A 23205-nucleotide genomic window follows, 5' to 3' on the forward strand; every position below is an offset into this window, starting at 1 on the left:
TAGGAGCGGCTTTAGCCGCGATGTTCTTTCTGCCCCATCATCACCCTCACCTCTGCCCTGCCATTCGCCCTAGCCAGCAAGCTTTCGCTCGGCCTTGAGCGGCGCCTAAGCTCTACTCCCGGATTTACTTATAAAAACCAGGGAGCACCAATGCCCATCCGCAATCTGCTGATCGTCAACCGTGGCGAAATCGCCATTCGTATCGCCCGTGCTGCTGCCGAGCTGGATATCCGCAGCGTGGCGGTATTTGCCGAAGACGAAGCGGCCGCCTTGCACACGCGCAAGGCCGATGTGGCCGTCGGCCTCAAGGGCCGAGGGGTCAGCGCGTATCTGGATATGGAGCAGCTCATCGCCATCGCCCAGGCCCAGGGCTGCGATGCGGTGCACCCCGGTTATGGTTTTCTGGCGGAGAACGCCGATTTTGCCCGACGCTGCAAAAGCGCCGGGTTGATTTTCGTCGGCCCCAGCGCCGATGTGCTGGAGCAGTTCGGCGACAAAACCCAGGCCCGTACCCTGGCCATGCGCTGCGGCGTACCGCTGGCCGCCGGCACCAACCAGCCCACCAGCCTGGCCCGCGCGCAGTCATTCATGGCTGAACTGAATGGCGGCGCGATGATGATCAAGGCCCTGGCTGGCGGTGGCGGGCGCGGCATGCGTGCGGTGTTCAGCGCCGAGGAGGTGGCTGAGGCCTATGCCCGTTGCCAGTCCGAAGCCAAGGCGGCGTTTGGCAACGGTGACCTGTATGTCGAGCGGTTGATCCGCAATGCCCGGCACATCGAAGTGCAGGTGCTCGGCGATGGTCAGCAGGTGGTGCACCTGTGGGAACGCGATTGCACCCTGCAGCGGCGTAACCAGAAACTGGTGGAAATCGCACCCAGCCCCAACCTCGACCCGACAGTGCGCGAGGCCATGTTCGCCGCCGCGCTGAAGCTGGCCAGCGCGGTGGGTTACCGCACCCTGGGCACCTTCGAATTCCTGCTGGATGTAGATAACGGCGACTTCGTCTTTATGGAAGCCAACCCGCGTCTGCAGGTGGAGCACACCGTCACCGAAGCGGTCACCGGCATCGACCTGGTGCAGGCGCAATTGCGCGTGGCCGGCGGCGCCAGCCTGCTCGAACTGGGTTTGCAGCAGTCGCAGATTCCCGCCCCGCGCGGTTTTGCCGTGCAGCTGCGGGTCAACCTGGAAAGCATGAACGCCGACGGCAGCGTGCAACCGGCGGCTGGTTTGCTCAGCGCCTACGAACCACCGAGCGGCGCCGGTATTCGCGTCGATGGTTGTGGTTACAGCGGTTATGCCACCAGCAGCAGCTACGACTCGCTGCTGGCGAAACTGATCGTGCAAGCCAACGACGACTACCAAGGCGTGCTGCGCCGCGCCTACCGCGCCCTGTGCGAATTCCGCCTGGAGGGGGTGGCGAGCAATATCCACTTCCTGCAGAACCTGCTGCGCCAGCCGCAGGTTCAGAACAACCAGGTGACCACGCGGTTTGTCGAAGAACAGATCAGCCAGTTGCTTGCGCCGCAGGAACAGGCGCACCGCCACTTGTTTTTCCCCCAGGCAGCCGGTGCTGCACAACAGCAACAGCAACAGCACACAGACACACCGCTGGGCTGCATCGCACTCGATGCCCCGAGCGCGGGGGTGGTGGTAAGCCTGGATGTACAGGTGGGCGACGCCGTGGCCGTGGGTCAGAGCATTGCCGTGCTGGAGGCGATGAAGATGGAATTTGTGGTCAAGGCGGCGCAGAGCGGCATTGTCCACAGCCTGGCCGTCAGCCCTGGCGATAACCTGTTCGCCGCCCAGGCGCTGCTATTTATTCATCCGGCCGACGTAACGCAGCAGCACCAGCACACCGAAGAAAGCATCGACCTCGACCACATTCGCGCCGACCTCGCCGAAGTGCTCGAACGCAACGCCCTGACCCGCGACGAACGCCGCCCCCAAGCCGTGGCCAAACGCCGCAAGACGGGCCAGCGCACGACCCGCGAAAACCTCGACGACTTGCTCGATGCCGACAGCTTTATCGAATACGGCGCCCTGGCCCTGGCCGCCCGGCGGCGGCGTAATTCGGTGGAAGACCTGATCGTGCAAAGCCCGGCCGATGGCCTGGTGAGCGGCATCGGCACGGTCAACGCCGCGCAGTTCGGCGCCGAGCGCGCGCGCTGCATGGCGATTTCTTACGACTACACGGTATTCGCCGGCACCCAAGGGGCCATGAACCACAAGAAAACCGACCGCATGCTGCAGTTGGCCGAACAATGGCGACTGCCCTTGGTGCTGTTTGCCGAAGGCGGTGGCGGGCGGCCGGGCGACAGCGATTTTGTCGGCGTGGCCGGCCTCGACTGCCACACCTTTATCGGCATGGCCAAACTCTCTGGCCTGGTGCCGCTGGTGGGCGTGGTCTCCGGCCGCTGCTTCGCCGGCAACGCCGCGCTGCTGGGCTGCTGCGACGTGATCATCGCCACCGCCAACGCCAGCATCGGCATGGCCGGGCCGGCGATGATCGAAGGTGGCGGACTGGGTACGTTTACCCCGGAGCAAGTGGGACCGGTGAGCGTGCAAGGTCCTAACGGGGTGATAGATGTCGAAGTGGCAGACGAAGCCGAAGCGGTGCGGGCCGCCAAGCAATACCTCTCCTACTTCCAGGGCCCGCTCAGCGACTGGCAGTGCGCCGACCAACGCGAACTGCGCCAACTGATCCCGGAAAACCGCCTGCGGGTTTACGACATCCGCCAGGTAATCGCCACCCTGGCCGACCAGGACTCGGTGCTGGAACTGCGCCGCAGCTTCGCGCCGGGTTTGCTCACCGCGTTTATCCGCATCGAAGGCCAGCCCTTCGGCCTGATCGCCAACAACCCCGCGCACCTGGGCGGCGCCATCGACGCCGTAGCCGGCGACAAGGCCGCGCGGTTCATGCAGCTGTGCGACGCCTTCGATATTCCGCTGGTTTCACTGTGCGACACCCCCGGCTTTATGGTCGGCCCGGACGCCGAGAAACAGGCCACCGTGCGCCATGTGTCACGCATGTTCGTCACCGCCGCCAGCCTCAGCGTGCCGTTCTTCACCGTGGTCCTGCGCAAAGGCTACGGCCTCGGCGCCCAGGCCATGGCCGCCGGCAGCTTCCACTCACCGCTGTTCACCATCGCCTGGCCCAGTGCCGAGTTTGGCGCCATGGGCCTGGAAGGCGCGGTGCGCTTGGGCTTCTCCAAAGAACTGGCAGCCCTGGAAGACCCGGTCGAACGCCAGGCCCTGTTCGACAAACTGGTGGCCAAGGCCTACCAGAGCGGCAAAGGCATCAACATGGCCAGCTTCCTGGAGATCGACGCCGTCATCGACCCAGTGGAAACCCGCAGCTGGCTGACCCGCGGCTTCAACGCCGCCCCGCGCGCGCCCAAGCGTGACGGCAAAAAACGCGCCTTCGTGGATACCTGGTGACCCTTATGACTGCCTTCCAACAGCACCTGCTCGACGTCAACGGCATTACCCTCAGCGTCTACAGCGCCGGCCCCGAAAACGGTCGCCCGGTGTGGCTGCTGCATGGCTTCCCCGAATGCTGGTACTCCTGGCGCAGCCAGATGACTGCGCTGGCCGCAGCCGGCTACCGCGTGTATGCCCCCGAGATGCGCGGCTACGGCGACAGCAGCGCGCCGGAGGCCGTCGAGGCGTACCAGATCTTGACCCTGTGCGCCGACATTCAAGGCGCCATGGACGCCCTCGGCCATACCGACGTGTGCATGATCGGCCACGACTGGGGCGCGCCAGTGGCCTGGCACCTGGGCTTGCTGGAACCCGAGCGGGTCAGCGTGCTCGGCGCCATGTCGGTGCCGTTTGGCGGCAGACCCAAGCGCCCGGCGATCGACATCATGCGCGAGGCCAATGCCGGGCGGTTCAACTACATCGTTTACTTCCAGGAGCCCGGGGTCGCCGAAGCCGAACTGAACGCGGATCTTGAGCGCAGCATGCGCATTCTGATTGGCGGCAACAGTGAGGTGTTCCTCCACCCGAAACCCGCGGATGCGCGCTTTCTGGATGACGTGGCGGTGCCCACTTCGTTTCCTGACTGGTGCAACGAAGCGGACTTTGCGGTGTACCTGAATACGCTGAGCAAGCATGGGTTTCATGGGCCGCTGAATTGGTACCGCAACTTTGAGCTGAACTGGCAGAGCACCGAATTCCTGGCGGGGCGGCAGGTGTTGCAGCCGACGTTGTTCTTGCTCGGTGAGGATGATCCGGTGGGCAAGCTGGAGGCTTACACGGTGAAAAAGATGGGAGAGCTGGTGCCTCGGTTGGAGTCGCATGTGCTGAGTGATTGCGGGCACTGGATTCAGAACGAGCAGGCTGAGCGGGTGAATGAATTGTTGATTGAGTTTTTGCGGCGGCACTATCCGCGCTCTTAAGCGCGAGTCCCTTTTGGCATTGTCGGATTCCCGAACCACCCAAAAGCAACCAAAAGATCTAGCCCCTACCTGGGCCCTACGCTAAAGGGGCGGGCAGATCAAAAACCAAATCAAGATCAAAAACCAAAGCCCCTCTCCCCAGCCCTCTCCCGCAAGCGGGAGAGGGGGCAGACCGCGTGAGGTGGCCGCCATACGTCACCCCTCGCCCGCTTGCGGGAGAGGGGCCGGGGGAGAGGGGCAGTTGATCTTGATCCGCCCGCCCCTTGTGCGCAGGCCGCAAGGCACGCACCTTATCCCCCCACAAACCCTCCGGACATCGGTATTTGCCCAGGTGCGTCACGCGCACCCTACGAAAAGCCCTACCGCATCAGGTAAACTGCGCCATCTTTTATACCTATAACGATTTGCCTGATGCCCACGACGTTTCACGAGATCCCCCGCGAACGCCCCGCTACGCCGCTGCTCGACCGTGCAGAGACGCCTGTTGGTCTGCGTCGTCTGGGCGAGGCCGAGCTGGAAATCCTCGCCGATGAGCTGCGCCAGGAACTGCTCTACACCGTCGGCAAGACCGGCGGGCACTTTGGCGCTGGCCTGGGTGTCATCGAGCTGACCATCGCCCTGCACTACGTGTTCGACACGCCCGATGACCGTCTGGTGTGGGATGTCGGCCATCAGGCCTACCCGCACAAGATCCTCACTGGCCGTCGCGAGCGTATGCACACCCTGCGCCAGCAAGACGGCATCGCCGCCTTCCCGCGGCGCAGCGAGAGTGAGTACGACACCTTTGGCGTCGGCCACTCCAGCACCTCCATCAGCGCCGCGCTGGGCATGGCGATTGCCGCCCAGTTGCAAGGCAGCAAGCGCAAGTCGGTGGCGGTGATCGGTGATGGCGCGTTGACCGCCGGCATGGCCTTCGAGGCGTTGAACCACGCCTCCGACGTCAAAGCCAACATGCTGGTGGTGCTCAACGACAACGACATGTCGATCTCGAAAAACGTCGGCGGCCTGTCCAATCACCTGGCCAAGATTCTCTCCAGCCGCACCTACGCCAATATGCGCGAAGGCAGTAAAAAGGTGCTGTCGCGCCTGCCGGGTGCTTGGGAAATCGCCCGTAAAACCGAAGAACACGCCAAGGGCATGCTGGTCTCCGGCACCTTGTTCGAGGAGCTGGGCTGGAACTACATCGGCCCTATCGATGGCCACGACCTGCCAACCCTGATCACCACCCTGCGCAATATGCGTGAGCTGGAAGGCCCGCAGTTCCTCCACGTGATCACCAAGAAAGGCAAAGGCTTCGCCCCGGCCGAGCTCGACCCGATTGGCTATCACGCGATCACCAAGCTGGAACCGGTGAACGCCCCAGTCGCACCGAAGAAGCCCAGTGGGCCGAAGTATTCGGCAGTGTTTGGCCAGTGGCTGTGCGACATGGCCGAGGCCGACGCACGCCTGACCGGTATCACCCCGGCGATGAAAGAAGGCTCCGACCTGGTGGCCTTCAGCGAACGTTTCCCGCAGCGCTATTTCGATGTGGCGATTGCCGAGCAACACGCGGTCACCCTCGCCGCCGGTATGGCCTGCGAAGGTGCCAAGCCAGTGGTGGCCATCTATTCGACCTTCCTGCAGCGCGGCTATGACCAGCTGATTCACGACGTGGCGGTGCAGCACCTCGACGTACTATTTGCCATCGACCGGGCCGGCCTGGTGGGCGAAGACGGCCCGACCCACGCCGGCAGCTTCGATCTCTCTTACCTGCGTTGCATCCCCGGCATTCTGGTGATGACCCCCAGCGACGAGAACGAGCTGCGCCGCATGCTAACCACCGGCTACCTGTTCAATGGCCCGGCTGCCGTGCGTTACCCGCGCGGTTCCGGGCCGAACGCCGAGATCGAACCGGCCCTGGTGCCGCTGGAAATCGGCAAGGGCGTGGTGCGTCGTCAAGGTCAGGGCGTGGCCATGCTGGTGTTCGGCGTGCAACTGGCCGATGCCCTGCAGGTGGCGGACAAGCTGGATGCCACGGTGGTGGACATGCGCTTCGTCAAACCCCTGGACGAGGCCCTGGTGCGCCAGCTGGCCGCCGAGCACGGGTTGCTGGTGACCATCGAGGAAAACGCCATCATGGGCGGCGCCGGTGCGGCGGTCAGTGAGTTCCTCGCCCGCGAGAACCTGCTCAAGCCAGTTCTGCATTTGGGCCTGCCGGACGTCTACGTCGAGCACGCCAAGCCGGCGACCATGCTCGCCGAATGCGGGCTGGATGCAGCGGGCATCGAAGCGGCGATCACTGAACGTTTGGCGTTGCTCACGCCGGTCGGGTTGGCCCCGACCATCAGCGCGTAAGCCCGTAGCGATAAAAAAAGGCCGGTCATTGACCGGCCTTTTTTGTTTTCAGATCACCCGCGAAAAGCGCTGGCTGTTCTGTTCGCTCAGGTAGTGGTCGAACAGCATGCACAGCGAACGCACCAGCAGGCGCCCGGCCGGCAGCACTTCGATGCCCTGATTGCTGAGGCTGATCAAGCCGTCGCGGGCAAACTGCTGCAGCTGTGGCCAAACCTCGGCGAAGTAGCCGCGAAATTCGATGTTGAAGCTGCTCTCGATCAGGCTGAAATCCAGTTTGAAGGAGCAGATCAGGTGCTGGATCACTGCACGGCGAATGCGGTCATCGTCGTTGCACAGCAAGCCGCGCTCCACGGCTGAATGGCCTGCGTCGATGGCGGCTATGTAGCGCGGCAGATCGCTGCTGTTCTGGCAGTACAGATCGCCCAACTGGCTGATGGCCGACACCCCGAGCCCGACCAGGTCGCAATGGCCATGGGTGGTGTAGCCCTGGAAGTTGCGCCGCAGCATGCCGTCTTCCTGGGCCACGGCCAGTTCGTCATCGGGCAGGGCGAAGTGGTCCATGCCGATGTACACGTAGCCGGCCTGGGTCAGTTGTTCGATGCTGCGCTGGAGCATCTCCAGCTTGGCCGACGGGCTGGGCAAGTCCTCGGCGTTGATCCGCCGCTGCGGCAGGAAACGCTCCGGCAGGTGCGCGTAGTTGAACAGCGAAAGGCGGTCGGGTTGCAGCTCGATAACCTTGTCCACGGTGCGGGCAAACCGCTCGGGGGTCTGCTTGGGCAGGCCGTAGATCAGGTCTATGTTCACTGAGCGAAATTGCAGGGTCCAGGCGGCTTCGACGATGGCGCGGGTCTGTTCGAAACTCTGCAGGCGGTTGACCGCTTGTTGCACCTGCGGGTCGAGGTCCTGCACGCCGAGGCTGACACGGTTGAAGCCGAGTTCGCGGAGCAGGCCCATGGTCGACCAGTCCGCTTCGCGCGGGTCGATCTCGATACCGTAGTCGCCGCTGTCGCCGTCCAGCAGGGTGAAGTTCTCACGCAGGTGGCGCATCAGTTCGCGCAGTTCGGTGTGGCCGAGAAAGGTTGGCGTGCCGCCGCCAAAATGCAGTTGTTCGACCACCTGGCGGCGGTCGAGCTGGCTGGCGATGCGGCTGATTTCTTCATGCAGGCGTTGCAGGTAAGGCACCGCGCGGCCACGGTCTTTGGTGATCACTTTGTTGCAGCCGCAGTAGTAGCAAATGTTGGCGCAGAACGGCACGTGCACATACACCGACAAGGGCCGCAGCGCTTTGCGGCTTTCCGCCAGGGCCTGGACCAGGGCGTTACCGGCGACCTGATCATTGAACTGCAAGGCGGTGGGGTATGAGGTGTAGCGAGGACCGGGGCGGTCGTAGCGGCGAATCAGGTCGGCATCCCAATGAATGGCTTCGTGCATGGCGGCGGTCCGAGAAGAGCGTGGGCGGCCAGTCTATGGAGCTGCGACAAAGGCGATCTTGACTTGACGCAAGGCAACGCGCGGTCCGGCGCCTCACATGGACTGGCGGCGCACCACAAGCGGGCACGGTCGACGCGCCATCGCGGAGCCAGGGTCAGCGCCGAACGCTCGCACCAAGTAGAAAGCGACATCCACCTGGCAAAATGCGCCATCGCGCCACTAATCTGCCATTAACGTCGATGGTCGGTCCCTTTTTTGCAATATCAGCCGCTCACGCTAGGCAAAGCACTGCCATTTGCGAGCACGGACATGCAGCTGAAAAGTTACCAGATGGCCCTTAGCGGCCGCGAACACCGGTGGTTGCCCTGGTTTGGCACCCACAATAAATGGGCCCTGCGCTGGGCCAGCCTGATCAACCGCAGCCAGGCCGCGCGCCTGGAGAAAACTTTCAGCGGCATGGCCCATACCCGAGCCCAGCTGTTGTTGAGCTGGACCCAGCAGCACTGGCAACAGTTGCAGCAAGTGGCCGGCAGCCTCAGCGAACCGTGGCCGCGCGTTGAGTCGACGCAGCTGCAAAACATCGCCGCGCACATGCGCGAGGTCTCCGAACTGTTTGTGCTGGATGCCAAGGGCAAGGTCATCGCCTCCACTCACGCTCAGCGAGTGGGCCAGCAGCATGACGCCAAGGCGCTCACCGCCGGGCTGCAGGCGCCGTTTCTGCAGGGCCCGTATCGCGACGAGGTGACCCAGGCACTGGGCGCCACCACCTCGCGTTTTCACGACGCGGTGACGCTGATGTTCCATCAGCCGCTGCAGGTCGGCGGCAAAACTGTCGGCTGCCTATGCGCACGCATTCCCAATGACGTAATGAGCGACTTGATCCAGCGCGAGGCCGGCCACGTGTTCCGCGACTCGGGTGACAACTACCTGTTCATGATCAGGGCGCAGTACGACCCAAGCATCGCCGCCGGCACCGCGCTGTCGCGCTCGCGCTTTGAAGACAACACCTTCACCGCCGGCGAAAACCTCAAGGACGGTGTGCACACCCCGTTCGGCACCGTGCGGGTGCGCCAGCACACCGAATTCGAACTGCGCTTCACCGACCCGGCAACCAAAGAGCTGCACCCCGGCGTGCGCGAAACCATTCGCCGTGGCAGCAATCTGTTTGTGCTCTACCCCGGCTACCCGGACTACCGGCGCGTGCCTGTGGTCGGCGCCGGCCTGACCCTCAACCTGCCCGGCTCGCCGGACACCTGGGGAATGATGTGCGAGGGCGACCTGGAAGAGGTATACCGCCCGCGCAGCCTCAGTTACACCCTGCTCAAGGCGCTGCTGCTGAATGTCGGCGGCGCCGCAGCGGTGCTCGCCGGTGCCCACCTGGGCCTGGGCTGGCAGGGCGAACACCTGCCCTGGGCGCTGGGCGTCAGCACCCTGGTGGTGTTGCTGAACTTCTGGTTCTTCAGCCTGCGCCCGCGCAGCCAGCGGTTGCAGGCGCTGTGCGACTTCTTTCTGGACACCGCCGAGTGCGGCGCGCCGCTGAGCAAGCGCTTTACCGCCAACCGCCTGCAGGCGGATGAAACCGGCTCGCTGGCCGGCTGGGTCAACAGCTTTGTCGACAAGATGGACGACACCATGCAGAGCATCGTCTCTGCCGGCAGCGCCCTCAATCACACCAGCGTGGCCCTCAACCAGACCTCCGGCACCGTCAGCCTGTGTGCCAACCAGCAAAACAGTGCGGCCCAGGCCACGGCCGAAGCCACCCAGGGTGTCAGCCACAGCATCAGCGCCATGGCCGAGCACATTCTCGGCAGCGAACACGCCTCGCAACAGGCACTGCAACTGGCCGAAGAAGGCACCCAGGTGGTGCAACGGACCACCGCCGAAATCAATCGCCTGGCCCAGCAAGTGATTGAGGCCACGGCCACCATCGAAGGCCTGAGCCAACATACCCTGGCGGTGCAGACCATCAGCGAAACCATCCGCGGTATTGCCGAACAGACCAACCTGCTGGCCCTCAATGCAGCCATTGAGGCGGCGCGGGCCGGCGAGTCCGGGCGCGGTTTTGCCGTGGTCGCCGATGAAGTGCGCAACCTCGCGCAACGCACCGCCGAGGCTACCCAGGCCATCGCCCAGAGCCTGGACAGCATGCGCCAGCAAGCGTTGCAGGCCGTGGGCTCGATGCAGCACTGTCAGCAGAGCGCCAGCACCAGCGTCGAACAGGCAGCCCTGGCCAACCAGGCGTTGCAGCGCATTCACAGCGAAGTGGCGGGCATGCAGACGCAGATCGGCCAGATCAGCCGGGCCATGCAATCGCAACGCGACCAGGCCCTGGCCGCCAACCTGCAAGCGCAGACCATCAGCAGCGGTGCCGGGCAAAGCGCCCAGGCCGCCAACCAGACCCAGCTTGCCGCGCGGGCACTGGAGCGTTTGGTGTTGGACCTGCACAAAGCCGCCAGCCGCCTCGGCCAGGCAGAGCCCACCACGTAGGGCGAATATCCGCCTGCGGTTATTCGCCCTACGCCGCTATTCCCGTCTTGACCCACCCCGCTGCCGCCGTTAGGGTGCGCAGCGTTTATCCACGCAGGTGCGCCGCGCTCATTGAGCCCGGCGTTAAACGGGAAGCCGGTGCGCTCACGAGCCATGCCGGCGCTGCCCCCGCAACGGTAATCGACCGCAGCCTGGCTGCATGCCCGATCGACACACCACTGGGAGTTTCCTGGGAAGGTGATCGCGGCAGGAAAGAGTGCCTCTTTCAGTCGAAAGCCCGGAGACCGGCCTGTGCGGAATCGACCGGTGTTGCGGAGGGCAGCACCATCAAGCGCTGGCCGCTTCGCGCGTCCCGTTTGCCTATGCCCTCCTCAAAAATAATCTTTTGAGGATCCACCCCATGAAGTACATCCACCTTGCCCTGCCGGCACTGCTGTTGCCCTTGCTGGCGCAGGCGCAAAGCAACGACGACGCGCTCAAGCTCGAGGAGATGGTGATCACCTCCGGGCGCAACGCCGAGCCGTTGAACCAGGCCACCGCGGCGGCCACGGTGTTCACCCGCGCCGATATCGAACGCCTGCAACCGAGTTCCATCACCGAACTGCTGACCCGCGTGCCGGGCGTGCAACTGGTGCAGAACGGCGGCCGCGGCAGCAACACCTCGCTGTTCATTCGCGGCAGCAGCAACACCCAGAGCCTGATTCTGGTGGACGGCCAGCGCATCGGCTCGGCCTCCGATGGCGGCGCCAGCCTGCAGTTTCTGAGCCTGGAGCAGATCGAGCGGATCGAGGTGGTACGCGGCTCACGCTCAGCCCTGTATGGCAGCGATGCGATTGGCGGAGTGGTGCAGATTTTCACCCGCCGCGGCAGCAGCGGCCTGCAACCGCGTCTGGCCATGAGTGCCGGCAGCGACCAGAGTTTCCAGCGCAGCCTGGGCCTCAGTGGCGGCGATGAGCAGACCCGTTTCAGCCTCAATGGCAGCCTCGACGAAACCGCCGGCATCGACCGCACCGGGCCGTCTTACGACTCCGACAGCGACCACGACGCCTACCGCAACAAAGCCTTGAGCTTGAACCTCAGCCACCAGTTCAGCGAGCGCCTCGAAGGCGGCGTCAGCCTGCTCGACCAGCGCGGTCGCAGCGAGTACGACAACCCGTTCGGGCGCTTCGACATGAGCACTTTCCTGAGTTATCCACAGCAGCCCTACACCGACTTCAGCCTCGCCAGCGGCAGTGCCTTTATCGATGCGCAGTTCAATGACCTGTGGAGCAGCCGCTGGGAAGTCGGCCACAGCGAAAGCCGGCAGAAGAGCAAAGACAAGCTCAGCGACGAAGTCAGCGTGTTCAACACCTACCGTGACGCATTCAGTTGGGTGAACACCTTGCAATTGGGTGAACAGAACACGTTGCTGGCAGGCCTGGACTGGTACGAGGACAAACTGCACAGCAGCACCGAGTACGACCAGCAAACCCGCTGGAACCAGGCGGCGTTTGTTCAACATCGCTTCCAGGGCGAATGGTTCGCCACCGAGCTGGGCCTGCGCCATGACGACAACCAGCAGTTCGGCAGCGAGAACACCTGGAACGGCGCGCTCACCGTGCCGCTGGGCGCGACCACCTCACTGATCGCTTCTTACAGCGAAGGCTTTCGCGCGCCGACCTACAACGAGCTGTACTGGCCCGACGACGGCAACGGCTACATCGGTAACCCCAACCTCAGCCCCGAGCACTCGAAGACCTACGAGCTGCAACTGCGCGGCGAAGACTGGGGCACCCGCTGGAGCCTGGCGGCGTACCGCAACGAGGTGCGCGACCTGATCAGCACTGTGCTCTGCGACCCGGCGACCTACCTGTATTGCGCGGTCAACCTGAACAAGGCGCGCCTGCAAGGCATCGAGTTGACCCTGGAACGTGAGGTCTTCGGTTGGCAAGCCTCAGCCAACGCCAGCTGGCTGGACGCCCGCGACCGCGAAACCGGCCACGCCCTGCAGCGCCGCGCCAAGCGCACCCTTAACCTGGATATCGACCGCCACTTCGGCAAACTCGGCGTGGGCGTCAGCTGGCAGGCGTTCAGCAGCAGCTACGACGACGTTGGCAACACCCGCGAGCTGCCGGGCTATGGCCTGGTCGGTCTGCGCAGCAGTTGGCAAGCCAGCAGCGAACTGGAGGTGCAGTTCAAGGTGGATAACCTGCTGAACCAGGACTACAGCCGTGCGATGTACAGCCATGACGGTGAGTACTACGACTACCGCGAAGCGGGTCGCACGGCGAGCGTTGGGTTTGTCTGGACGCCGGCGATTTAGCAGAGAGAACGGAAAAAGCATCGCGGCTGAAGCCCCTCCCACAGGGAAATGCGATCTCCTGTGGGAGGGGCTTCAGCCGCGAACTCTTGCAATCGCCATCAGTGCATAGGTTGTAGCGCCTGACAAAGCCGCTCGGTGGCATCCAGCATTTGCAAACTCGGCCGCTCCAGTCCTTTGTCAGGCAACACCACCAGTTGCTGACGGCTGACAGCCTTGAGCTGCGGCCAGGCCTGCCAGGGTTTCAGTTGTGCCTGGTCACCGGCAACGATCACATGCGGATCACGCTGCAACACCGCCTCGACGCTCACTTGCGGCGCTGGCAGTTGCAGGTCGGCGAACACGTTCTGCGCGCCACATACGGTTAGCGCGTCACTGATGATCTGCCCGCCGCCGACGGTGTACAGCGGCGCATGCCAGATCTGGTAGAACACCGGTAACGGCGTCTCGCGGTGATAGCGTCGCTGTAAGGCGCTCATGCGCTGGCGGAACTGTTCGGCGCGTTGCCGCCCTTGTTCAGCCCGCCCTACCCGCTCGCCAATCGCCCGGAACTGCTCGGCCAATTGCAGCAGGCTATGGGGTTCGGCCTCGTACAGGGGAATACCAAAACCGATCAGCTGCTGACGCTGCGCCGCGCTGATGCTGTCAGGCCAGAGCAACAGCAGGTCGGGTTTCAGCGCCAGCAGACGCTCCATTTCCAGCTGCCCGTAACGCCCCACCGATGGCAATTGCGCCAGCGCAGCCGGGCGCTCGCCACCATCGAGCACGCCCACCAGCAGGTCGGCGGCATCCAGTTCCAGGATGATTTCACTGAGGGAAGGGGCCAGCGTCACCACCCGCAGTTGCGCCGCCGCAGGCCAGGCCAGCAAGCACAACAGACAGGCGAGCAGCCGGCGCATCAGCCGAGTTGGCGAGGAATGCGGTAGAGGGCCAGCAAGACGATGCTGGACAGCGCCAGGAGGATCAGCGGAATCGCTTCCAGACCGGCGAACACCGCAATCGCAGCGATCCAGGCCGGCAGCCCGGCACCGAGAAAGGCCTGACGCCGGCGGGCGGCAAGGTCCAACCAGGCGGCGGGTTCTTCCGGGGTATCCAGGGCTTGTTCGGTGGCGATCAGGCCACGTTTGTAGGCGGAAAACAGCGGCAGGCTGATAAACATCGAGGCCAGGCCGCCGACGAACAGCGGCATGGCCAGCACAGATACGGTCTTGCCGGCGCCGAACAGCAGGTCAACCAGAAACACCGGCGCCAGGGTCAGCGCCAATTGCCGCCACCACAACAAGCCCAGGCGCTTGCGCACGTCGGCTCGGGTCACAGGCTTTCCTCGGCCTCACCCTGGTGCTGGTTGCCCAGCAGGTGCCCGAGTTTGCCGGACTTGGTGGCCAGGTAGTACTTGTTGTGCGGGTTGTGTTCGATCTGCAGCGGCATGCGCTCGGCCACCGGAATGCCCATGTCAGCCAGCGCTTTGAGTTTGCGCGGGTTGTTGGTCATCAGCTTGAGCGAGGTAATGCCCAGGTGATTGAGCATCGGCAGGCAGATCGAGTAGTCGCGCTGGTCGGCCGCAAAACCCAGGCGCTCGTTGGCCTCTACGGTATCGGCGCCACCGTCTTGCAGCTCATAAGCGCGGATCTTGTTCATCAAGCCGATGCCACGGCCTTCCTGGCGCAGGTACAGAAGCACGCCACGGCCTTCTTTGGCGATGGCGGCGAGCGCTGCTTCCAGTTGGAAACCACAGTCGCAGCGCAGGCTGAACAGGGCATCACCGGTGAGGCATTCGGAATGCAGGCGACCCAGCACCGGAGCACCATCGGCTACATCACCGAGGGTCAGGGCCACGTGTTCACGGCCGGTGGCTTCTTCGAGAAAGCCATGCATGGTGAAAACGGCAAATGGAGTGGGCAGTTGGGAGGCGGCGACGAAGACGACAGACACCGGATGCTCCTAATAAAAAAGGCGGATTATTCGCACGGGGGCGGCATTGTAACAGCAGGCTTTGCGCGCTGGTCAGCCTGAATTGCTGGCCATAAAGATCAAAGCGGTAGATGGATATAACTGTTAACCCAACCAGTCGACGACGATGCGTGTGGCCGCCACCAGGGTTTCGTTGCGCGGGCTGGCGTCCTTGGCGTCCTGCGTCAGATACAGCGCCAGCACCACCGGGGCTTTGCCCGGCGGCCAGAGCACGGCCACATCATTGCTGGTGCCGTAGTCGCCAGTACCGGTTTTATCCCCCACCTGCCAGGTAGCGGGAACCCCTGCGCGAATGCGTGTGCCGCCGGTGGTATTGCCACGCAGCCAGTCCTGCAGCTGTTGGCGTTGTGGCGCCGGCAGCGCCTCGCCGAGCACCAGCTTGTGCAGGCTGTGAACCATGGCCAGGGGCGTGGTGGTGTCACGCAGGTCGCCGGGGATGGCGGTGTTCAATTCGGTTTCCCAGCGCTCCAGGCGGAAGTGATGGTCGCCGATCGAACGGGCAAAGGTGGTGACGCCCTCTGGGCCGTCGAGCAATTTCATCAGCAGGTTGGCGGCGCCGTTGTCACTGTATTGCACGGTGGCGGCGCACAGCTCGGCGACGGTCATGCCGTCCTGCAGATGCTGCTCGCTGATCGGTGAATAACTGACCAGGTCACTTTTCTGGTAGCGGATGCGCTCCTGCAGCAAACCTGGGGTCAGGCTGCTGCGCTGCAAAATGGCAGCAGCAAGCATCGCCTTGAAGGTGCTGCACAGCGGAAAACGTTCTTCGCCGCGGTAGCTCAGTACCTCACCGTTGCCGGTGTTCAGGGCGACCACACCTAGGCGGCCGGCAAAGCTGCCTTCGAGTTGTTTCAGGCGCGCCAACGGATCTGCCGCCTGCGCCGCCCAGGCGGGCAACAACGGCAACGCGGCAGCGGCCAGGAGGAAGGTGCGACGACGTAGGGAAAAATTCATAGGCCTACAGCTTGGATTCCAGAATCAACATGCCTTGCTCTTCACGCCAGCTGACGCGGCTGAGAAAGCTCATGCCCAGCAGGGCTTCGGTGGGCGACGGGCCGTCCAGCACCATGGCTTCGACGCCGAGCACCTGGATGCTGCCGACCTTCACTTTATCCAAGGTCACCTTCCAGGCCGTCACCGTGCCGCTGGCGGTGCTGACCACGGTGGGCTTGCCAACCACGCGGTAATCGATGCCCAACTGGCGCGCCTGGGAGTCGTTCATGGCGATGGTAGTGGCGCCGGTGTCGACCAGGAACTGGATCGGCTGGCCGTTGGCCGAACCGGCGATCCAGTAATGACCACCAATGCCCTTGGCGATGCTCACTTGGGTTTTGGTCGGCACGGCAAAACCGTGGCTGTACTCGCGCTCCAGCGCGTAGGTGCGCTCCACGCCATCTACCCGTAGCACCGCGCCATGGCTGTCGGCGCTGACCACCACCACACCGCCGGGGCCGGTCTTGCCCACTTTCACCAGCTTGCGGTCACCGTCGACGTTGATCACCGCCGCACCGGGAAACAGCCCGACCACCATCACCTGCTCGGCGGCGTTGGCCAGGCCTAGCGACAGCAGGCTTACCAAGCCGGCTGCCAGCGCGTACATCCTGTTGTTCGTCATCGCATCATGCTCGTTGCGTGGGGGTTCAATCGAAAGGATAGGGTTGCTGCCAGCGCTCAAACAATGGGCGCAGGCTGCCGTCTTTCACCAACAGCTCCATGCGCGCATCAAACAGCGTCGCCAGCGCATGGCCATCTGGGGTATCGGCAAAGCCCAGGAACAGCGGCAGCTTGGTCAACTCGATGACCCGATAACGGGCCTTGTCCTCGGCTTCATTGAGCACGTCCTGCACTTCGGTGCGGGCGTCCAGGTAGAAGTCGATGTGTTTCATGTCCAGCATCGAGAGGATACCGTCACGCCGATAGACTTCCTGGTAGTGGGTCAAATTCGGCAGATATTTGTCGTAAGCGTAACCACGCACCCAGGCCAGGCGATAGCGCCCGATAGTCTGCAGCGTGGCTTCAGGGGCGTCACGCAGGCCCAGGGCGCTGATGTGATCGGCGTCGTAATTCCAGTGCGGATAGAACACGCCGTCCTGGATCTCGTTGAGGTAGGAACCCACCCAGGCATCCGCGCCGCCGCGCTGCACCAAGCCTACGGAGCGGGTGTAGGGCACGCTGTGAATCTTCAGGCTGACACCGACCGGCTCGAATACGGCGCGCAGGATGTCCCAGGCCAGGCCACTGCCATCGGCATTGGTGTGCCCGGCCCAGACTTCACTGGCCAGGCGTATTTGTGTCGGCTGGGCGGCTTGCGCCAGTTGCGCGCAAACCACCTGCATGCCGATAAGCACCGCTAACCACACGCCACGCATAGGCCATTCCCTCAGGCGCCGCTGTGCACTCCAATGCCACCCACCATCAACTCAACCCGTAGTGCGCCCAACCCCAGACCAGCAACTGCATGGTCAGCCAGGCAAACACCCCGGCCAGCAGGTCGTCGAGCATGATGCCGACGCCGCCGTGCACGTGCCGGTCGATCCAGCGGATCGGCCAGGGCTTGAGAATGTCGAAAATCCGAAACACCACAAAGCCTAGCAGCAACCATTGCCAGCCTTCGGGCACCAGCCACAGGGTGATCCACATGCCGACCATTTCGTCCCAGACGATGCCTTCGTGGTCATGCACTCGCAAATCGTCTGCCACCTTGCCGCACAGCCAGAAGCCGAACAGCATGGTGATCCCCAGCATCAGCCAGTAGCCCCAGTCGGGCAGCATCTGCCACAGCGGAATAAACGGCAGGGCCACCAGCGAACCCCAGGTGCCCGGTGCCTTGGGCAGGGTGCCGGAACCGAAACCGAAGGCGAGAAAATGCCAGGGATTGCGCCAGACAGAGGGCGGAGCGTCAGGTACCGTTTTCTTGCTTGGTGATGTCACCCGTGCCCCCAAAGTGTTGATAGCCGCGCGCAGAAGGCGCAAGGCTATGACCGGCAGAATCGAATAAGTGCACCCCTTTTCCAGCGCTCACTCGACCGATGACCGTCACCGGCCAGCCGTCTTGTTGCAACTGCGCCAGGTGCTGCTGCGGCAGGGTAAAGGCCAACACGTAATCGTCGCCACCGCTTAATGCACAGTCCCAGGCTTTTTCCTGATCCAGCCAACTACTCACGGCTGCCGACAACGGCAACCGCTCGCGCTCGATGTGCAAGGCCACGTTTGAAGCCAGGGCAATATGCGCGCAGTCAGCCAGCAGGCCATCGGAGATATCCAGCGCCGCCGTTGCCTTGCCGCGCAGTGCCTGACCGAAGGCCAGTTGCGGCTGCGGCGACCAGTAGCGCGCCAGCAGCGGCTCGGCGATGGCGGGCTCGGCCGTGCGCTGTTCCAGCACTAGCGGCAAGGCCGCCGCCGCATCGCCCAGCGCGCCGCCAACACACAGCAAGTCGCCAACCTGAGCACCGGCGCGGGTCAACGCCTGGCCGGCCGGTACCCGGCCAAACACAGTGAGGGTCAGGCTCAGCGGGCCGCGGGTGGTGTCGCCGCCGATAAGGCGCATAGCGCAGGCCTGGGCCATCTGGTTAAGGCCAGCGGCAAACGCTTGCAGCCAATCGGCATCGGCTTGCGGCAAGGTCAGCGCCAAGGTGAAACCGATAGGGCTCGCGCCCATGGCCGCCAGGTCACTGGTGGACACTGCCAAGGCACGCTGGCCGAGCAGAAAGGCATCACAGGTATGGGGAAAGTGCACACCGATCACGAGCGTGTCGGTGGAAACCGCCAGCTGTTCGCCAGCGGCCAATGCCAGCAGGGCACAATCGTCGCCGATGCCCTGCACCACGCCTTCGCCAGGCTGCGCACAGGGCGCAGCGGCGAAGTAGCGGCGGATCAGTTCGAACTCACCCACGGCTCCGGTCAACGCTTATTGGCGTTGACTTCGGCAGCGCGCAGGCGCGGCGCCAACTTGTCCAACACACCGTTGACGAACTTGTGCCCGTCGGTAGCGCCGAACACTTTGGCCAGCTCGATACCTTCGTTGATCACCACGCGGTACGGCACATCGACGCGCTTGAGCATTTCGAAGGTGGACAGGCGCAGGATCGCCAGTTCAACCGGGTCGAGCTCTTCCTGAGCACGGTCCAGGCACGGCGCGAACGCCGCGTCGATCTCAGTCTTGTTGGCAGGTACGCCGTGCAGAATCTCACGGAAGTAAGCGCCATCAACGCTGCTGAAATCGTTGTCGACGCGAAACTGCGCTTCGATTTCATTCACCGACTGACCGGCCAGGTGCCATTGATACAGCGCCTGCATGGCCAGGCTACGGGCCTGGCGACGGGCCGCGATCTTGCCGGTGGGCGCGTTCGGGCCTTTCTCTGCCGGGGGGTTGAAGGTGTCGTCTTCGTCGTTAATCACTTGGCCTCCAACTGCGCCAGCAGGCTGACCATTTCCAGGGCGGAAAGGGCCGCTTCGGCACCTTTGTTACCGGCTTTGGTGCCGGAACGTTCGATGGCTTGTTCGATGGAATCAACGGTCAGCACGCCGAAGGAAACCGGTACGCCGAATTCCATGGACACCTGGGCCAGGCCCTTGGTGCATTCGCCAGCGACGTATTCGAAGTGCGGGGTGCCGCCACGAATCACTGCGCCGAGGGCGATGATGGCGGCGTACTCGCTGCGCTGGGCAACTTTCTGGGCAACCAATGGAATTTCGAAAGCGCCTGGGGCACGGATGATGGTGATGTCGCTTTCGCTAACGCCGTGACGCACCAGGGCGTCTACAGCACCGCTCACCAGGCTTTCGACCACGAAGCTGTTGAAGCGGCCAACCACCAGGGCGTAGCGGCCTTTGGGGGCAATGAAAGTACCTTCGATGGTCTTCAGGGTCATGGCGTTCTCGTCTTGAAAGAGCAAATTAGAGTAAAGACCGCGCTGCGACTTCTGCGCGCAACGCGGCGTAAAACGTTCGAATTCAGCCCGCCGCCACTAACACGGCAGACCTGGGGATCATTCGGAGGGCAAGTATTCTACAACCTCTAGATCAAACCCGGATATCGCGTTGAACTTCATCGGCGCACTCAGCAGGCGCATTTTGCGCACGCCCAGGTCGCGAAGAATCTGCGAACCGGCACCGACGGTGCTGTAAGTGTTGGTGGCAGCCGCTTTTGGATCACCGCTCGGCTTCTGCTGCAGGTGCGCGAGCAAGTCCTGGCCGGAGAGCTGATGGCCCAGGAGCAACACCACACCACTGCCCGCCTCGGCCACCTTGGTCATCGCTGCACGCAGGCTCCAACGCCCGGCTTGCTTGACCATCAACAGGTCGCGCAATGGCTCCATGTTGTGCACGCGCACCAGCGTGGGTTCTTCGGCGCAAATAGTGCCCAGGGTCAGCGCCATGTGCACGTCGCCTTCCACCGAATCACGGTAGGTCACCAGGTTGAAATGCCCCACCTCGGTGTCCAGCGGCTGCTCGGCAATGCGCTCGACCGTGTGCTCGTGCATCAGGCGGTAGTGGATCAGGTCGGCAATGGTGCCGATCTTGATGCCGTGGGTTTCGGCAAACACTTCCAGCTCGGCGCGACGCGACATGGTGCCGTCGTCGTTCATGATTTCGCAGATCACCCCACTCGGCTCGAAACCGCCCAGGCGCGCCAGGTCGCAGGCGGCTTCGGTGTGGCCGGCACGGGCCAGCACGCCACCCGGTTGAGCCATCAGCGGGAAGATGTGGCCGGGGCTGACGATGTCGTCGGCCACCGCATCTTTAGCGGCTGCGGCTTGCACCGTGCGGGCGCGGTCAGCGGCGGAAATACCGGTGGTCACACCGGTAGCGGCTTCGATGGACACGGTGAACTTGGTGCCAAAGCCGGAGCCGTTACGCGGCGCCATCAGGGGCAGCTTGAGGGTTTCGCAGCGCTCGCGGCTCATGGGCATGCAGATCAGCCCGCGGGCGTGCTTGGCCATGAAGTTGATGTGTTCAGCGGTGATGCACTCGGAGGCGATGATCAGGTCGCCTTCGTTCTCGCGGTCTTCGTCATCCATGAGGATGACCATTTTGCCGGCGCGGATATCGGCAACCAATTCTTCGATGCTGTTAAGAGCCATGGGTCATGCCTTACGTAATTAGCGGTAGCCGTGTTCGGCGAGGAAACTTTCAGTGATACCCGACGCGTTCGGCTCGGCGGCTTTGTCGCCGAGCAGCAGACGCTCGAGGTAACGCGCCAGCAGATCGACTTCAAGGTTGACCTGCCGGCCCGGCCGGTAGTCGGCCATGATGGTTTCACCCAGGGTGTGCGGCACGATGGTCAGCTCGAACTCGGCGCCGTTGACGCCGTTGACCGTCAGGCTGGTGCCGTCGACGGTGATCGAGCCCTTGAGCGCGATGTACTTGGCCAGTTCGCGCGGGGCGCGGATGCGAAATTGCACGGCGCGGGCGTTGTCCTCGCGGGCAACCACTTCACCAACGCCATCGACATGGCCGCTGACCAGGTGGCCACCGAGGCGGCTGCTAGGCGTCAGGGCTTTTTCGAGGTTGACCTTGCTACCGGCTTTCAGGTCGATGAAGGCGCTGCAGGCCAGGGTTTCGCGGCTGACGTCAGCCCAGAAACCATCGCCGGGCAACTCCACTGCGGTCAGGCACACGCCGTTAACCGCGATGCTGTCGCCGAGCTTTACATCGCCGAGGTCGAGCTTGCCGGTTTCCACGTACACACGTACGTCGCCACCCTTGGGGCTTAAGGCGCGAATGGTGCCGAGGGCTTCAATTATTCCGGTGAACATGCGGCCTCCTGAACGGAAGGTGCCGCGTAATTGATGCGGTAGAACATGGATCGAACTCCTGTTTAATAAAAAACAGGGCGTGTTGGATCGAAGGGGATGTGTCGAGCGAGCGCACGCAAGCGTGGGCCCTGGCAGGCAATCCCGTTCTCTCTTTATCCGGACTATGACCGTCGGCCTCGGAATCACACCGAGTCTGCTGACCTTGCCGCCGCCGTTTCCGGCTACAACAAGCGCTCGCGGGCTAAGCGCATTGCGCGCCATTACCGCCGGTGGGGAATCGCACCCCGCCCTGAGAACGTTCAGCCATCTGCATGGCTGGGCTGCGTTTTTACCACAACTACAACTTCAAATGCATCTATGTAGGCGTATTCAGCGGGCTGTATGGCCGATTTCAGCTGCTTTTGTCGGGGACGGCAATGATCCGCCAGTCATCGCCAACTGCGCGCATCTCGGTGATTTTCAACGGCGTTGCCTCGGCCATCCGCGCCAGCGGCATGTCCAGCAACGGCCGGGCGCTGGAGCCGAGGAACTTGGCGGCGACAAACAGCTGGTACTCATCCACCAGGCCCAAGCGAGCAAAGGCTCCGGCCAGACGCGGCCCTGCCTCCACCAGCACTTCGTTGACGCCCTGGCTGGCCAGCTCGGCGAGCAGCTTGCGCAGGTCGACATGGCCGTTGCTGCCAGGAATCGCCAGCAGCGTGTGGCCTTCTTCGAGGAAACGATCACGCGCCGAGGCGGCCGCGCAGGTGGCGACCAGCGCCGCACCAGCTTGGTAGAACGGCGCACTGAGCGGCACCCGCAAGCGGCCGTCGACCAGCACGCGCAGTGGCGGGCGGGTCATGGCCAGGGCGGTGAGTTCGGCGTTCAAGCCCAGCTCGTCGGGGCGCACGGTCAGGCGTGCGGCGTCGGCCAGCACGGTGTCGGCACCGGTGAGCACCACGCTGGCTTGGGCACGTAAACGCTGTACTGCCGCGCGCGCATCCGGGCCAGTGATCCATTGGCTTTCGCCGCTGGCCATGGCAGTGCGGCCATCCAGACTCATCGCCAGCTTTACCCGAACGAAGGGCAGGCCCTGTTCCATACGTTTGATAAACCCGGCATTCAGCGCCCGCGCCTCGGCTTCCAGCACGCCGCTCTGGACGGTGATGCCGGCTTGCATCAAGCGCAGCAGGCCACGGCCAGCGACTTGCGGGTTGGGGTCTTGCATTGCCGCCACCACACGCGCCACGCCAGCATTCACCAGCGCATCGGCGCACGGCGGCGTACGGCCGTGGTGACTGCAGGGTTCGAGGGTGACGTAGGCGGTGGCGCCGCGCGCTTTGGCGCCGGCCTGGCGCAACGCGTGGACTTCGGCGTGCGGCTCACCGGCGCGGGCATGCCAGCCTTCGCCGACAATCTTGCCGTCGGCAACGATCACGCAACCAACGCGGGGATTGGGGTGGGTGGAATAGATGCCTTTGCGCGCCAGCTCCAGCGCACGGGCCATGAATTGCGGGTCAGCGGCGGCTTGCTCGAGGCTAGGCAT

At 63.7% G+C, this 23205-nt stretch carries 19 protein-coding genes and 2 riboswitches; of the genes, 5 read left to right on the forward strand and 14 right to left on the reverse strand.

The window, feature by feature from the left end:
- Positions 1–150: 150 nt before the first annotated feature.
- The 3 genes from C8K61_RS11030 to dxs all read left to right on the forward strand — a co-directional run bounded on the left by C8K61_RS11030 (position 151) and on the right by dxs (position 6734).
- A complete protein-coding gene (locus tag C8K61_RS11030; RefSeq protein ID WP_108096309.1) occupies positions 151–3438 on the forward strand; it encodes a carboxyl transferase domain-containing protein in 3288 nt (1095 codons plus the stop codon).
- Between the two features lie 5 nt (positions 3439–3443).
- Positions 3444–4400 carry an alpha/beta fold hydrolase gene (locus C8K61_RS11035; protein ID WP_108096310.1) on the forward strand — a complete coding sequence of 319 codons (957 nt, stop codon included), beginning with the start codon at positions 3444–3446 and terminating at the stop codon, positions 4398–4400.
- Between the two features lie 411 nt (positions 4401–4811).
- The gene (gene dxs / locus C8K61_RS11040; protein WP_108096311.1) at positions 4812–6734 is read left to right on the forward strand and encodes a 1-deoxy-D-xylulose-5-phosphate synthase; all 1923 of its coding nucleotides are present in this window, start codon (positions 4812–4814) and stop codon (positions 6732–6734) included.
- 48 nt (positions 6735–6782) lie between these two features.
- On the opposite strand, the gene hemN is transcribed toward dxs, so the two are convergent.
- Positions 6783–8165 carry an oxygen-independent coproporphyrinogen III oxidase gene (hemN, locus tag C8K61_RS11045; protein WP_108096312.1) on the reverse strand — a complete coding sequence of 461 codons (1383 nt, stop codon included), beginning with the start codon at positions 8163–8165 and terminating at the stop codon, positions 6783–6785.
- 1788 nt (positions 8166–9953) lie between these two features.
- On the opposite strand from hemN, the gene C8K61_RS27215 reads away from it, so the two are divergent.
- Together C8K61_RS27215 and C8K61_RS11055 are read left to right on the forward strand one after the other, a co-directional pair.
- Positions 9954–10652, forward strand: a complete 699-nt coding sequence (locus C8K61_RS27215; protein ID WP_371919989.1) for a methyl-accepting chemotaxis protein — start codon at positions 9954–9956, stop codon at positions 10650–10652.
- A 78-nt stretch (positions 10653–10730) separates the two neighbouring features.
- Positions 10731–10960: riboswitch (cobalamin riboswitch) on the forward strand.
- 92 nt (positions 10961–11052) lie between these two features.
- Entirely contained in the window at positions 11053–12954 is a 1902-nt protein-coding gene (locus C8K61_RS11055; protein WP_108096314.1) for a TonB-dependent receptor domain-containing protein, read from the forward strand.
- 98 nt (positions 12955–13052) lie between these two features.
- On the opposite strand, the gene C8K61_RS11060 is transcribed toward C8K61_RS11055, so the two are convergent.
- The 13 genes from C8K61_RS11060 to ribD all read right to left on the reverse strand — a co-directional run bounded on the left by C8K61_RS11060 (position 13053) and on the right by ribD (position 23205).
- On the reverse strand, positions 13053–13850 hold the full coding sequence (locus C8K61_RS11060; RefSeq protein WP_108096315.1) for a cobalamin-binding protein: 798 nt from the start codon (positions 13848–13850) through the stop codon (positions 13053–13055).
- Positions 13850–14266 carry an MFS transporter gene (locus tag C8K61_RS11065; RefSeq protein ID WP_108096316.1) on the reverse strand — a complete coding sequence of 139 codons (417 nt, stop codon included), beginning with the start codon at positions 14264–14266 and terminating at the stop codon, positions 13850–13852. The genes C8K61_RS11060 and C8K61_RS11065 overlap by 1 nt, the downstream gene beginning before the upstream one ends.
- The gene (gene ribA / locus C8K61_RS11070) at positions 14263–14883 is read right to left on the reverse strand and encodes a GTP cyclohydrolase II (protein ID WP_108096317.1); all 621 of its coding nucleotides are present in this window, start codon (positions 14881–14883) and stop codon (positions 14263–14265) included. Before ribA ends, C8K61_RS11065 begins: the two co-directional genes overlap by 4 nt.
- Before the next feature lie 123 nt (positions 14884–15006).
- Positions 15007–15876, reverse strand: a complete 870-nt coding sequence (bla, locus tag C8K61_RS11075; protein ID WP_108096318.1) for a class A beta-lactamase — start codon at positions 15874–15876, stop codon at positions 15007–15009.
- A gap of 4 nt (positions 15877–15880) precedes the next feature.
- Entirely contained in the window at positions 15881–16522 is a 642-nt protein-coding gene (locus C8K61_RS11080; protein WP_108096319.1) for a TIGR02281 family clan AA aspartic protease, read from the reverse strand.
- A gap of 40 nt (positions 16523–16562) precedes the next feature.
- Positions 16563–17291 (reverse strand): ABC transporter substrate-binding protein, encoded by a 729-nt coding sequence (locus tag C8K61_RS11085; protein WP_108096320.1) that lies wholly within the window; start codon positions 17289–17291, stop codon positions 16563–16565.
- 46 nt (positions 17292–17337) lie between these two features.
- Positions 17338–17853 (reverse strand): phosphatidylglycerophosphatase A, encoded by a 516-nt coding sequence (locus C8K61_RS11090; protein ID WP_108096321.1) that lies wholly within the window; start codon positions 17851–17853, stop codon positions 17338–17340.
- A complete protein-coding gene (gene thiL, locus C8K61_RS11095; RefSeq protein ID WP_108096322.1) occupies positions 17822–18814 on the reverse strand; it encodes a thiamine-phosphate kinase in 993 nt (330 codons plus the stop codon). Before thiL ends, C8K61_RS11090 begins: the two co-directional genes overlap by 32 nt.
- 8 nt (positions 18815–18822) lie before the next feature.
- A complete protein-coding gene (nusB, locus tag C8K61_RS11100) occupies positions 18823–19320 on the reverse strand; it encodes a transcription antitermination factor NusB (RefSeq protein WP_108096323.1) in 498 nt (165 codons plus the stop codon).
- Positions 19317–19793: a 6,7-dimethyl-8-ribityllumazine synthase gene (gene ribE / locus C8K61_RS11105; RefSeq protein ID WP_108096324.1), complete on the reverse strand. Its 477-nt coding sequence runs from the start codon at positions 19791–19793 to the stop codon at positions 19317–19319. The genes nusB and ribE overlap by 4 nt, the downstream gene beginning before the upstream one ends.
- Before the next feature lie 117 nt (positions 19794–19910).
- Positions 19911–21005 (reverse strand): bifunctional 3,4-dihydroxy-2-butanone-4-phosphate synthase/GTP cyclohydrolase II, encoded by a 1095-nt coding sequence (ribBA, locus tag C8K61_RS11110; protein WP_108096325.1) that lies wholly within the window; start codon positions 21003–21005, stop codon positions 19911–19913.
- Between the two features lie 18 nt (positions 21006–21023).
- Entirely contained in the window at positions 21024–21680 is a 657-nt protein-coding gene (locus tag C8K61_RS11115; RefSeq protein ID WP_108096326.1) for a riboflavin synthase, read from the reverse strand.
- A gap of 139 nt (positions 21681–21819) precedes the next feature.
- A riboswitch (FMN riboswitch) is annotated at positions 21820–21981 on the reverse strand.
- 90 nt (positions 21982–22071) lie between these two features.
- Positions 22072–23205 carry a bifunctional diaminohydroxyphosphoribosylaminopyrimidine deaminase/5-amino-6-(5-phosphoribosylamino)uracil reductase RibD gene (ribD, locus tag C8K61_RS11120; RefSeq protein ID WP_108096327.1) on the reverse strand — a complete coding sequence of 378 codons (1134 nt, stop codon included), beginning with the start codon at positions 23203–23205 and terminating at the stop codon, positions 22072–22074.

Source organism: Pseudomonas sp. GV071, from assembly GCF_003050835.1.
Classification (GTDB): domain Bacteria; phylum Pseudomonadota; class Gammaproteobacteria; order Pseudomonadales; family Pseudomonadaceae; genus Aquipseudomonas.

Coding starts and splice junctions, on each gene's coding strand:
- ribBA (WP_108096325.1), bottom strand. CDS start 21,005: ATGGCTCTTAACAGCATCGAAGAATTGGTTGCCGATATCCGCGCCGGC.
- C8K61_RS11085 (WP_108096320.1), bottom strand. CDS start 17,291: ATGCGTGGCGTGTGGTTAGCGGTGCTTATCGGCATGCAGGTGGTTTGC.
- hemN (WP_108096312.1), bottom strand. CDS start 8,165: ATGCACGAAGCCATTCATTGGGATGCCGACCTGATTCGCCGCTACGAC.
- bla (WP_108096318.1), bottom strand. CDS start 15,876: ATGAATTTTTCCCTACGTCGTCGCACCTTCCTCCTGGCCGCTGCCGCG.
- C8K61_RS11080 (WP_108096319.1), bottom strand. CDS start 16,522: ATGTACGCGCTGGCAGCCGGCTTGGTAAGCCTGCTGTCGCTAGGCCTG.
- C8K61_RS11030 (WP_108096309.1), top strand. CDS start 151: ATGCCCATCCGCAATCTGCTGATCGTCAACCGTGGCGAAATCGCCATT.
- C8K61_RS11055 (WP_108096314.1), top strand. CDS start 11,053: ATGAAGTACATCCACCTTGCCCTGCCGGCACTGCTGTTGCCCTTGCTG.
- C8K61_RS11115 (WP_108096326.1), bottom strand. CDS start 21,680: ATGTTCACCGGAATAATTGAAGCCCTCGGCACCATTCGCGCCTTAAGC.
- C8K61_RS27215 (WP_371919989.1), top strand. CDS start 9,954: ATGGCCGAGCACATTCTCGGCAGCGAACACGCCTCGCAACAGGCACTG.
- ribE (WP_108096324.1), bottom strand. CDS start 19,793: ATGACCCTGAAGACCATCGAAGGTACTTTCATTGCCCCCAAAGGCCGC.
- C8K61_RS11060 (WP_108096315.1), bottom strand. CDS start 13,850: ATGCGCCGGCTGCTCGCCTGTCTGTTGTGCTTGCTGGCCTGGCCTGCG.
- C8K61_RS11035 (WP_108096310.1), top strand. CDS start 3,444: ATGACTGCCTTCCAACAGCACCTGCTCGACGTCAACGGCATTACCCTC.
- dxs (WP_108096311.1), top strand. CDS start 4,812: ATGCCCACGACGTTTCACGAGATCCCCCGCGAACGCCCCGCTACGCCG.
- ribD (WP_108096327.1), bottom strand. CDS start 23,205: ATGCCTAGCCTCGAGCAAGCCGCCGCTGACCCGCAATTCATGGCCCGT.